Genomic DNA, 12,300 nt, shown 5'->3' with positions numbered 1-12,300 from the left:
AGAAGCAGACCCGCTAAGCAGATCATGAGGTGCACACCCGCGCCGACCTGTTACACCCCGCAACGCGTTACCTCGCGCTGGGTGGGAAAGCCCCGCAACACTCTGGGGTGCTCCCAATACTTGCTCAGTCAGTGCTGACGTTTTCGCTCATGCTCTGCTTGGCAGTAAACCTATTAAGACCCGTCCACTAGGGACGGTATTCTGGCGTTTTAGAGGTGAACAACGTGGAGCTTTTATCTGGCGCTGAGATGGTCGTCCGCTTTTTGCGTGACGAAGGCGTTAAGCACATCTACGGGTACCCTGGTGGTGCTCTCCTGCATGTTTACGACGCACTGTTCAAAGAACCGGAAGTGGAACACATCCTGGTTCGTCACGAGCAGGCGGCAACCCATATGGCGGACGGCTACGCCCGCGCCACCGGCAAGGCCGGTGTGGTGCTGGTAACCTCCGGCCCGGGCGCGACCAATGCCATCACCGGCATTGCCACCGCCTATATGGATTCGATTCCGATGGTCATCCTGTCCGGCCAGGTGCCTAGCACCATGGTGGGTACCGATGCCTTCCAGGAAACAGACATGATTGGTATCTCGCGGCCGATCGTGAAGCACAGCTTCATGATCAAGAACCCGACCGAGATCCCGGAAGTCCTGAAAAAAGCGTTCTACCTGGCGCAATCCGGTCGCCCAGGTCCGGTCGTGGTCGACATTCCAAAAGATATGACCAACCCGGCCGAAAAGTTCGAATACGTCTACCCGAAAAAGGTCAAGCTGCGCTCCTACAGCCCGGCGGTCCGTGGCCATTCCGGCCAGATCCGCAAGGCCGCCGAGATGCTCCTGGCTGCCAAGCGCCCGATCGTCTACTCCGGTGGTGGCGTGATTCTCGGCGGTGGCTCCGAAGCCCTGACCGAAATCGCCAAGTCGCTGAACTTGCCGGTTACCAATACCCTGATGGGCCTGGGTGGCTTCCCGGGTACGGACCGCCAGTTCCTTGGCATGCTCGGCATGCACGGCAGCTACACCGCCAACATGGCCATGCACAACGCCGACGTGATCCTCGCTGTGGGCGCACGCTTCGACGACCGTGTGGTCAACGGCCCGGCCAAGTTCTGCCCGAACGCCAAGATCATCCACATCGACATCGACCCGGCGTCGATTTCCAAGATGATCAAGGCCGATGTGCCGATTGTCGGCCCGGTCGACAGCGTGCTCAGCGAAATGCTCGGTATCCTCAAGGAAATCGGCGAGCAGCCTGACAAGGCGTCGCTGGATGCCTGGTGGAAGCAGATCGACGAATGGCGTGGCGATGGCGAGATGTTCCCTTACGACAAGGGCGACGGCACTGTCATCAAGCCGCAGAAAGTCATCGAAACCCTGTGCGAAGTGACCCATGGCGATGCCTTCGTCACCTCCGACGTGGGCCAGCACCAGATGTTCGCGGCGCAGTACTACCGCTTCAACAAGCCGAACCGCTGGATCAACTCCGGTGGCCTGGGCACCATGGGCTTCGGCTTCCCGGCGGCGATGGGCGTCAAGCTCAACTTCCCGGATCAGGACGTTGCCTGCGTGACTGGCGAAGGCAGCATCCAGATGAACATCCAGGAGCTGTCCACCTGCATGCAGTACGGCCTGCCGGTGAAAATCGTCAACTTGAACAACGGTGTGCTGGGCATGGTTCGCCAGTGGCAGGACATGGCCTACAACGGTCGTCACTCGCACTCGTACGTCGAGTCGCTGCCTGATTTCATCAAGTTGGCCGAGGCCTATGGCCATGTGGGTATCCGCATCACCAGCCTGAAGGACCTCAAGCCGAAGCTGGAAGAAGCGTTTGCGATGAAGGACCGTCTGGTGTTCATCGACATCGCGGTTGACCGCAGCGAGCACGTCTATCCGATGCAGATCAAGGATGGCTCGATGCGTGACATGTGGCTGAGCAAGACGGAGCGTACCTGATATGCGGCACATCATTTCCCTGCTGCTGGAAAACGAACCAGGTGCGTTGTCCCGTGTGGTCGGCCTGTTCTCCCAGCGCAACTACAACATTGAAAGCCTGACCGTGGCGCCGACCGAAGACCCGACCCTGTCGCGTCTGACGCTGACCACCGTTGGCCATGACGAAGTGATCGAACAGATCACCAAGAACCTGAACAAGCTGGTCGAAGTGGTCAAGCTTGTCGACCTGTCGGAAAGTGCTCACATCGAGCGTGAACTGATGCTGGTCAAGGTCAAGGCCACCGGTGCCCAGCGCGCCGAGATCAAGCGCACCACGGATATCTTCCGTGGCCAGATCGTCGACGTGACCGCCAGCGTGTACACCGTGCAGCTGAGCGGCACCAGCGACAAACTGGACAGCTTCATCCAGGCGATCGGCACTGCATCGATTCTCGAAACCGTGCGCAGCGGCGTTACCGGCATTGCCCGTGGCGACAAAGTGCTCAGCATCTAAATTCAAAAATTAGCGATGGCTCCGCAGGGGCCGAGATATAACCAGGGGTATTTCATGAAAGTTTTCTACGATAAAGACTGCGACCTTTCCATCATCCAGGGCAAGAAAGTCGCCATCATCGGTTACGGCTCCCAGGGCCACGCTCAAGCGTGCAACCTGAAGGACTCCGGTGTAGACGTTACCGTCGGTCTGCGTAAAGGTTCGGCTACCGTTGCCAAGGCTGAAGCCCACGGCCTGAAAGTTGCCGACGTTGCTACCGCTGTCGCTGCGGCTGACCTGGTCATGATCCTGACCCCGGACGAGTTCCAGGGCGCTCTGTACAAGAACGAGATCGAGCCGAACATCAAGAAGGGCGCTACCCTGGCCTTCTCCCACGGCTTCTCGATCCACTACAACCAGGTTGTACCGCGTGCCGACCTCGACGTGATCATGATCGCGCCGAAGGCCCCGGGCCACACCGTTCGCTCCGAGTTCGTCAAAGGCGGCGGCATCCCTGACCTGATCGCTATCTACCAGGATGCTTCGGGCAATGCCAAGAACGTTGCCCTGTCCTACGCTTCGGGCGTTGGTGGCGGCCGTACCGGCATCATCGAAACCACCTTCAAGGACGAAACCGAAACCGACCTGTTCGGTGAGCAGGCTGTTCTGTGCGGCGGTACCGTTGAACTGGTCAAGGCCGGTTTCGAAACCTTGGTCGAAGCTGGCTACGCGCCGGAAATGGCCTACTTCGAGTGCCTGCACGAACTGAAGCTGATCGTTGACCTCATGTACGAAGGCGGCATCGCCAACATGAACTACTCGATCTCCAACAACGCCGAATACGGTGAGTACGTCACCGGCCCGGAAGTCATCAACGAAGAATCCCGCAAGGCCATGCGCAACGCCCTGAAGCGCATCCAGGACGGCGAGTACGCGAAGATGTTCATCTCCGAAGGTGCTACCAACTACCCATCGATGACCGCCAAGCGCCGCAACAACGCCGCTCACGGTATCGAAATCATCGGCGAGCAACTGCGCTCGATGATGCCGTGGATCTCGGCTAACAAAATCGTCGACAAGACCAAGAACTAAGTCTTATCGAAAGATGAAAAACGCGGCTTCGGCCGCGTTTTTTCGTTCTGGCAGCCCGCTTCTGGTATAAAGCAGACCAGTGGCCTGCTGTCAGAACCTGTTTCGCGGGCCCGTGTCGAACATTTTCCATCCTGTTGCAAGGTACCCTTTATGAGCGAACGTCCCGAAGAGCCGAACAAGCCCTCCGACGCCGAAAGCCTGCTACCTATCGATGAGCACATTGAAGAAGGGCACGACGCCGAAGGCCGCAAGGTGCGCCACCGCGGCATCTACCTACTGCCCAACCTGTTCACCACCGCCAACCTGTTTGCCGGCTTCTATTCCATCATCAGCTCGATGAGCGCACAGAGCGCCCTGAGTGCCGGTGACCCGCGCGAGGCGAGCAAGTACTTCGCCTTCGCCGCCATCGCCATCTTCGTGGCCATGGTGCTCGACGGCCTGGACGGCCGCGTTGCGCGCATGACCAATACCCAGAGCGCCTTCGGTGCCGAGTATGACTCGCTGTCGGACATGGTCGCCTTCGGTGTGGCCCCTGCGTTGCTGGCCTTTGGCTGGGCGCTGGGTGACATGGGCAAGGTCGGCTGGATGGTCGCCTTCATCTATGTAGCCGGTGCCGCGCTGCGCCTGGCGCGCTTCAACACCCAGGTCGGTACCGCCGACAAGCGCTACTTCATCGGCCTGGCCAGCCCGGCTGCCGCAGGTGTGGTAGCGGGTACCGTGTGGGCGTTCAGCGACTACGGTATCCAGGGCTCCAAGCTGTCGTTCCTGGTGGCGCTGCTGGTGGCAGCTGCCGGCATGCTGATGGTCAGCAATATCAAATACAACAGCTTCAAGGAGCTGGACCTCAAGGGGCGCGTACCATTCGTGGCCATCCTTGCCGTGGTGCTGGTGTTTGCCGTCGTGTTCAGCGACCCGCCGCGCATCCTGCTGCTGATCTTCCTCGCCTATGCGGCGTCGGGGCCGATCCAGTTCCTGTTGAAGGCGCGCCGGCGCAAAGCGTGAAAATTGCTTAACGCTGGAATAACCCTCCGGCTCCATAGTCTTACTGGTACATCCGTTATCCAGTGCTATGGAGCCGCCCATGCTCATCAAGCTTCCCAGGTCTTCCGAGTGCAAGGCGTCGGAGATCACGCCCGAAGGCATCTACCTTTCCCGTCGCACCCTGCTGGGTGGCTCATTGGCCGGCCTGGCGCTGGGCGCATTGCCGGGCAGGGCGGGCGCTGCTGAAGTTTCCCCTTATGCCGATGTGCAGGCGGGTGCCGCACCGGCCTGGTTCACTGACAAGCTCGCTGCCACGCGCTGGCAGGCGGTGACGGTTAAGGGCGAGGCAATCACGCCGTTCAAAGATGCTACCCATTACAACAACTTCTATGAATTCGGGCCTGACAAGGGCGACCCGGCCGCCAATGGCGACAGCCTGAAGACCGAACCGTGGTCGATCGTGGTGGATGGTGAGGTGGGCAAGCCCGGGCGCTATGCGCTGGAAGACTTCGTCAAACCTTATCAGCTCGAAGAGCGGATCTATCGGCTGCGTTGTGTAGAGGCGTGGTCGATGGTCATCCCGTGGCTGGGGTTCCCGCTGGCGCAGGTACTCCAGCAGGTCGAGCCGACTTCCAGGGCGCGCTATGTACGCTTCGAGACGTTGAAAGATCCACAGCATATGCCTGGGCAGCGTTCAGGGTTCGCCTTGATCGACTGGCCTTATAGAGAAGGGTTGCGCCTGGACGAGGCGATGCATCCGCTGGCGATCCTGGCGGTCGGCATGTATGGCCGCGAACTGCCCAATCAGAATGGCGCGCCGTTGCGCCTGGTGGTGCCGTGGAAATATGGCTTCAAGAGCATCAAGTCGATCGTGCGCATCAGCCTGGTCGCTGAGCAGCCCGGCACGACCTGGGAAGGGCTGGCGCCGGATGAATATGGTTTTTATGCCAACGTGAACCCGACGGTCGATCACCCGCGCTGGACCCAGGCGCGCGAACGCCGGTTGCCCAGCGGGTTGTTCAGCCCCAATGTGCGAGAGACGCAGATGTTCAATGGTTACGCTGATGAAGTGGCGTCGCTGTATACAGGGCTTGATCTGCGGAAGAACTATTGATGCGTTACCCCTGGTTTCGCCTGGCGATCTTCATCGTGGGATGCGTGTTTCCGGCGTGGTGGCTATATGAGGCGGCGATGAACCTGCTGGGGCCTGACCCTGGGAAAATCATGATGGATCGCCTTGGGCTTGGAGCGCTTACCTTCCTGCTGGTGACCTTGAGCATGAGCCCACTGCAGAAGCTGACGGGCTGGTCGGGCTGGATTGTGGTGCGCCGGCAGCTGGGGTTGTGGGTGTTTGCTTATATAGTGCTGCACATCCTCTGCTACCTGTTCTTTATTCTTGGGCTGGATTGGGGGCAGTTGGCGGTGGAGCTGCGCAAGCGGCCCTACATTATTGTCGGTGCGCTGGGGTTCCTGTGCTTGCTGGCCTTGGCGGTTACTTCGAATCGGTATAGCCAGCGGCGGTTGGGGGCGCGGTGGAAGAAGCTGCACAGGTTGGTGTATCTGGTTCTTGGGCTGGGGTTGCTGCACTTTTTGTGGATTGTGCGCTCGGACCTGCGGGAGTGGGTTGTGTATGCGTTTATTGGTGCTGTGCTGATGGTGCTGCGGGTTCCTGCTGTTGGGCGGGTGCTTTGCAGGGTTGGCAGGAAGCAGGGTAGGGCGGTTTGAGAGTGGGGTGGGGCTGCCAGGGGTCAGTCTTGAGATAGTAGTGGCTGTGAAAGGTGCTTGCCTTTGATCTAGTGGCGCCTGTGAGATCGAGCGCCGCCCGCGCGGCGCTCGATCTCATGGGCACTACAAGGGTTGTGGCGAGCAACTGGTGGCCTTGATACAGTCTTCGCCTGGAATATTTCAAATAACTGAAATTAAGTGTTGACGCGGTTTTTAATCCCCTTATAATGCGCCCCACTTCCAGCGACATCGGAACGACAAACTCCTTGAGATTCAATGAGTTAGGTAGTTAAGGTGGTGCTGAAAGGGCTACGATCGAAAGATCGCAAGCGGTTGAAATGGTGGTTGACAGCGCTTCTAAACGCTGTATGATTCACCTCCCGCTACGAGAGATCGCAGCGAGTTAAGTGTTTGAAGCTAAACGAGTTTCTCGGAAAAAACTTCAAAATAAACGCTTGACAGGCTCTGGGGAAAGCGTAGAATGCGCGCCTCGGTTGAGACGAAAAGCTCTTAACCAAACGCTCTTTAACAAATTGAGTCAAGCAATTCGTGTGGGTGCTTGTGAGTATGGACTGATAGTCAACAAGATTATCAGCATCACAAGTGACCATGCGAGAAATCACATGGTCATTTGAGATTGCTGAGCCAAGTTTAGGGTTTCTTAAAAACCCAAGCAGTATTGAACTGAAGAGTTTGATCATGGCTCAGATTGAACGCTGGCGGCAGGCCTAACACATGCAAGTCGAGCGGATGAGAAGAGCTTGCTCTTCGATTCAGCGGCGGACGGGTGAGTAATGCCTAGGAATCTGCCTGGTAGTGGGGGACAACGTTTCGAAAGGAACGCTAATACCGCATACGTCCTACGGGAGAAAGCAGGGGACCTTCGGGCCTTGCGCTATCAGATGAGCCTAGGTCGGATTAGCTAGTTGGTGAGGTAATGGCTCACCAAGGCGACGATCCGTAACTGGTCTGAGAGGATGATCAGTCACACTGGAACTGAGACACGGTCCAGACTCCTACGGGAGGCAGCAGTGGGGAATATTGGACAATGGGCGAAAGCCTGATCCAGCCATGCCGCGTGTGTGAAGAAGGTCTTCGGATTGTAAAGCACTTTAAGTTGGGAGGAAGGGCATTAACCTAATACGTTAGTGTTTTGACGTTACCGACAGAATAAGCACCGGCTAACTCTGTGCCAGCAGCCGCGGTAATACAGAGGGTGCAAGCGTTAATCGGAATTACTGGGCGTAAAGCGCGCGTAGGTGGTTTGTTAAGTTGGATGTGAAAGCCCCGGGCTCAACCTGGGAACTGCATCCAAAACTGGCAAGCTAGAGTACGGTAGAGGGTGGTGGAATTTCCTGTGTAGCGGTGAAATGCGTAGATATAGGAAGGAACACCAGTGGCGAAGGCGACCACCTGGACTGATACTGACACTGAGGTGCGAAAGCGTGGGGAGCAAACAGGATTAGATACCCTGGTAGTCCACGCCGTAAACGATGTCAACTAGCCGTTGGAATCCTTGAGATTTTAGTGGCGCAGCTAACGCATTAAGTTGACCGCCTGGGGAGTACGGCCGCAAGGTTAAAACTCAAATGAATTGACGGGGGCCCGCACAAGCGGTGGAGCATGTGGTTTAATTCGAAGCAACGCGAAGAACCTTACCAGGCCTTGACATGCAGAGAACTTTCCAGAGATGGATTGGTGCCTTCGGGAACTCTGACACAGGTGCTGCATGGCTGTCGTCAGCTCGTGTCGTGAGATGTTGGGTTAAGTCCCGTAACGAGCGCAACCCTTGTCCTTAGTTACCAGCACGTTATGGTGGGCACTCTAAGGAGACTGCCGGTGACAAACCGGAGGAAGGTGGGGATGACGTCAAGTCATCATGGCCCTTACGGCCTGGGCTACACACGTGCTACAATGGTCGGTACAGAGGGTTGCCAAGCCGCGAGGTGGAGCTAATCTCACAAAACCGATCGTAGTCCGGATCGCAGTCTGCAACTCGACTGCGTGAAGTCGGAATCGCTAGTAATCGCGAATCAGAATGTCGCGGTGAATACGTTCCCGGGCCTTGTACACACCGCCCGTCACACCATGGGAGTGGGTTGCACCAGAAGTAGCTAGTCTAACCTTCGGGAGGACGGTTACCACGGTGTGATTCATGACTGGGGTGAAGTCGTAACAAGGTAGCCGTAGGGGAACCTGCGGCTGGATCACCTCCTTAATCGACGACATCAGCCTGCTGATGAGCTCCCACACGAATTGCTTGATTCACTTGTATAAAGACGATGCTGTAACGCGACCCTGTTATAGGTCTGTAGCTCAGTTGGTTAGAGCGCACCCCTGATAAGGGTGAGGTCGGCAGTTCAAATCTGCCCAGACCTACCATTCCACGGTTTAGCCGTAGAATACGGGGCCATAGCTCAGCTGGGAGAGCGCCTGCCTTGCACGCAGGAGGTCAGCGGTTCGATCCCGCTTGGCTCCACCACTTTCGCCGTACGCAGTAGCTTGTCAGAACTTAGAAATGAACATTCGTTGATGAATGTTGATTTCTGACTTTTGTCAGATCGTTCTTTAAAAATTCGGATATGTGATAGAAATAGACTGAACACCAGTTTCACTGCTGGTGGATCAGGCTAAGGTAAAATTTGTGAGTTCTGCTCGAAAGAGCAACGTGCGAATTTTCGGCGAATGTCGTCTTCACAGTATAACCAGATTGCTTGGGGTTATATGGTCAAGTGAAGAAGCGCATACGGTGGATGCCTTGGCAGTCAGAGGCGATGAAAGACGTGGTAGCCTGCGAAAAGCTTTGGGGAGTCGGCAAACAGACTGTGATCCAGAGATCTCTGAATGGGGGAACCCAGCCAGCACAAGCTGGTTATCTTGTACTGAATACATAGGTGCAAGAGGCGAACCAGGGGAACTGAAACATCTAAGTACCCTGAGGAAAAGAAATCAACCGAGATTCCCTTAGTAGTGGCGAGCGAACGGGGACCAGCCCTTAAGTTGGTTTGAGATTAGTGGAACGCTCTGGAAAGTGCGGCCATAGTGGGTGATAGCCCCGTACACGAAAATCTCTTATCAATGAAATCGAGTAGGACGGAGCACGAGAAACTTTGTCTGAATATGGGGGGACCATCCTCCAAGGCTAAATACTACTGACTGACCGATAGTGAACTAGTACCGTGAGGGAAAGGCGAAAAGAACCCCGGAGAGGGGAGTGAAATAGATCCTGAAACCGTATGCGTACAAGCAGTGGGAGCCTACTTGTTAGGTGACTGCGTACCTTTTGTATAATGGGTCAGCGACTTATATTCAGTGGCGAGCTTAACCGAATAGGGGAGGCGTAGCGAAAGCGAGTCTTAATAGGGCGTTTAGTCGCTGGGTATAGACCCGAAACCGGGCGATCTATCCATGGGCAGGTTGAAGGTTAGGTAACACTGACTGGAGGACCGAACCGACTACCGTTGAAAAGTTAGCGGATGACCTGTGGATCGGAGTGAAAGGCTAATCAAGCTCGGAGATAGCTGGTTCTCCTCGAAAGCTATTTAGGTAGCGCCTCATGTATCACTGTAGGGGGTAGAGCACTGTTTCGGCTAGGGGGTCATCCCGACTTACCAAACCGATGCAAACTCCGAATACCTACAAGTGCCGAGCATGGGAGACACACGGCGGGTGCTAACGTCCGTCGTGAAAAGGGAAACAACCCAGACCGTCAGCTAAGGTCCCAAAGTCATGGTTAAGTGGGAAACGATGTGGGAAGGCTTAGACAGCTAGGAGGTTGGCTTAGAAGCAGCCACCCTTTAAAGAAAGCGTAATAGCTCACTAGTCGAGTCGGCCTGCGCGGAAGATGTAACGGGGCTCAAACCATGCACCGAAGCTACGGGTATCACCTTTTGGTGATGCGGTAGAGGAGCGTTCTGTAAGCCTGTGAAGGTGAGTTGAGAAGCTTGCTGGAGGTATCAGAAGTGCGAATGCTGACATGAGTAACGACAATGCGAGTGAAAAACTCGCACGCCGAAAGACCAAGGTTTCCTGCGCAACGTTAATCGACGCAGGGTTAGTCGGTCCCTAAGGCGAGGCTGAAAAGCGTAGTCGATGGAAAACAGGTTAATATTCCTGTACTTCCAGTTATTGCGATGGAGGGACGGAGAAGGTTAGGCCAGCCTGGCGTTGGTTGTCCAGGTTTAAGGTGGTAGGCTGGAATCTTAGGCAAATCCGGGATTTCAAGGCCGAGAGCTGATGACGAGTTGCCATTAGGCGACGAAGTGGTTGATACCATGCTTCCAAGAAAAGCTCCTAAGCTTCAGATAACTGGGAACCGTACCCCAAACCGACACAGGTGGTTAGGTAGAGAATACCAAGGCGCTTGAGAGAACTCGGGTGAAGGAACTAGGCAAAATGGCACCGTAACTTCGGGAGAAGGTGCGCCGGCGAGGGTCAAGGACTTGCTCCGTAAGCCCATGCCGGTCGAAGATACCAGGCCGCTGCGACTGTTTATTAAAAACACAGCACTCTGCAAACACGAAAGTGGACGTATAGGGTGTGACGCCTGCCCGGTGCCGGAAGGTTAATTGATGGGGTTAGCGCAAGCGAAGCTCTTGATCGAAGCCCCGGTAAACGGCGGCCGTAACTATAACGGTCCTAAGGTAGCGAAATTCCTTGTCGGGTAAGTTCCGACCTGCACGAATGGCGTAACGATGGCGGCGCTGTCTCCACCCGAGACTCAGTGAAATTGAAATCGCTGTGAAGATGCAGTGTATCCGCGGCTAGACGGAAAGACCCCGTGAACCTTTACTATAGCTTTGCACTGGACTTTGAATTTGCTTGTGTAGGATAGGTGGGAGGCTTTGAAGTGGGGACGCCAGTTCTCATGGAGCCATCCTTGAAATACCACCCTGGCAACTTTGAGGTTCTAACTCAGGTCCGTTATCCGGATCGAGGACAGTGTATGGTGGGTAGTTTGACTGGGGCGGTCTCCTCCCAAAGAGTAACGGAGGAGTACGAAGGTGCGCTCAGACCGGTCGGAAATCGGTCGTAGAGTATAAAGGCAAAAGCGCGCTTGACTGCGAGACACACACGTCGAGCAGGTACGAAAGTAGGTCTTAGTGATCCGGTGGTTCTGTATGGAAGGGCCATCGCTCAACGGATAAAAGGTACTCCGGGGATAACAGGCTGATACCGCCCAAGAGTTCATATCGACGGCGGTGTTTGGCACCTCGATGTCGGCTCATCACATCCTGGGGCTGAAGCCGGTCCCAAGGGTATGGCTGTTCGCCATTTAAAGTGGTACGCGAGCTGGGTTTAGAACGTCGTGAGACAGTTCGGTCCCTATCTGCCGTGGACGTTTGAGATTTGAGAGGGGCTGCTCCTAGTACGAGAGGACCGGAGTGGACGAACCTCTGGTGTTCCGGTTGTCACGCCAGTGGCATTGCCGGGTAGCTATGTTCGGAAGAGATAACCGCTGAAAGCATCTAAGCGGGAAACTTGCCTCAAGATGAGATCTCACTGGGATCTTGAATCCCCTGAAGGGCCGTCGAAGACTACGACGTTGATAGGTTGGGTGTGTAAGCGCTGTGAGGCGTTGAGCTAACCAATACTAATTGCCCGTGAGGCTTGACCATATAACACCCAAGCAATTTGCTAGCGCAGATTGCGGTGGTGAAGATGATACGAACCGAAAGTTCGCAACAAACCACAAATATCGCATATCCGGATTCGCTGGGCTGTCCATCTGGACATTCTGGCTACAGAATTTCTTGACGACCATAGAGCATTGGAACCACCTGATCCCATCCCGAACTCAGTAGTGAAACGATGCATCGCCGATGGTAGTGTGGGGTTTCCCCATGTGAGAGTAGGTCATCGTCAAGATTCATTTCGCAAAACCCCTATCTGCACATGCAGGTAGGGGTTTTGTCTTTGCGGCGCAAATATCCCCATCCCTGCCTGAAGCCCTGTAGGAGCAGCCTTGTGCTGCGAAGCGGCCATTGCAGCCGAAGATAATCTTTAGCCTTACCGGCCTCTTCGCAGCACAAGGCTGCTCCTACAGGGATCTGTGGTAAGTCGCCTCCCACAATTCGAGCC

The 12,300-nt window shown here is 55.7% G+C and carries 6 protein-coding genes, 2 tRNA genes and 3 rRNA genes; all 11 read left to right on the top strand.

The window, feature by feature from the left end:
- The first annotated feature begins 224 nt into the window (after positions 1–224).
- The 11 genes from PP4_RS23495 (at position 225) to rrf (ending at position 12,087) form a co-directional block, all read left to right on the top strand.
- Complete coding sequence (locus tag PP4_RS23495; RefSeq protein ID WP_041168126.1) at positions 225–1,949, top strand: acetolactate synthase 3 large subunit; 1,725 nt, start codon at positions 225–227, stop codon at positions 1,947–1,949.
- Position 1,950: 1 nt separating this feature from the next.
- The gene (ilvN, locus tag PP4_RS23490; RefSeq protein ID WP_003250040.1) at positions 1,951–2,442 is read left to right on the top strand and encodes an acetolactate synthase small subunit; all 492 of its coding nucleotides are present in this window, start codon (positions 1,951–1,953) and stop codon (positions 2,440–2,442) included.
- 54 nt (positions 2,443–2,496) lie between these two features.
- A complete protein-coding gene (gene ilvC, locus PP4_RS23485) occupies positions 2,497–3,513 on the top strand; it encodes a ketol-acid reductoisomerase (protein ID WP_003250043.1) in 1,017 nt (338 codons plus the stop codon).
- Positions 3,514–3,663: 150 nt separating this feature from the next.
- Positions 3,664–4,515 (top strand): CDP-diacylglycerol--serine O-phosphatidyltransferase, encoded by an 852-nt coding sequence (gene pssA / locus PP4_RS23480; protein ID WP_016501605.1) that lies wholly within the window; start codon positions 3,664–3,666, stop codon positions 4,513–4,515.
- 79 nt (positions 4,516–4,594) lie between these two features.
- Complete coding sequence (gene msrP, locus PP4_RS23475; RefSeq protein ID WP_016501604.1) at positions 4,595–5,608, top strand: protein-methionine-sulfoxide reductase catalytic subunit MsrP; 1,014 nt, start codon at positions 4,595–4,597, stop codon at positions 5,606–5,608.
- Positions 5,608–6,219: a protein-methionine-sulfoxide reductase heme-binding subunit MsrQ gene (gene msrQ, locus PP4_RS23470; protein WP_016501603.1), complete on the top strand. Its 612-nt coding sequence runs from the start codon at positions 5,608–5,610 to the stop codon at positions 6,217–6,219. The genes msrP and msrQ overlap by 1 nt, the downstream gene beginning before the upstream one ends.
- A gap of 681 nt (positions 6,220–6,900) precedes the next feature.
- A 16S ribosomal RNA gene (locus tag PP4_RS23465) occupies positions 6,901–8,437 on the top strand.
- Between the two features lie 87 nt (positions 8,438–8,524).
- Positions 8,525–8,601, top strand: a tRNA-Ile gene (locus PP4_RS23460).
- Between the two features lie 24 nt (positions 8,602–8,625).
- A tRNA-Ala gene (locus PP4_RS23455) sits at positions 8,626–8,701 on the top strand.
- A gap of 244 nt (positions 8,702–8,945) precedes the next feature.
- Positions 8,946–11,837 (top strand): 23S ribosomal RNA (locus PP4_RS23450).
- A gap of 134 nt (positions 11,838–11,971) precedes the next feature.
- Positions 11,972–12,087 (top strand): 5S ribosomal RNA (gene rrf / locus PP4_RS23445).
- The 16S, 23S and 5S rRNA genes sit together here with 2 tRNA genes alongside, the layout of an rRNA operon.
- Positions 12,088–12,300 lie beyond the last annotated feature (213 nt).

The sequence above is a fragment of the Pseudomonas putida NBRC 14164 genome (assembly GCF_000412675.1).
GTDB classification, from domain to species: Bacteria; Pseudomonadota; Gammaproteobacteria; order Pseudomonadales; family Pseudomonadaceae; genus Aquipseudomonas; species Aquipseudomonas putida.
This window is presented reverse-complemented; position numbering and strand designations above follow the sequence as displayed.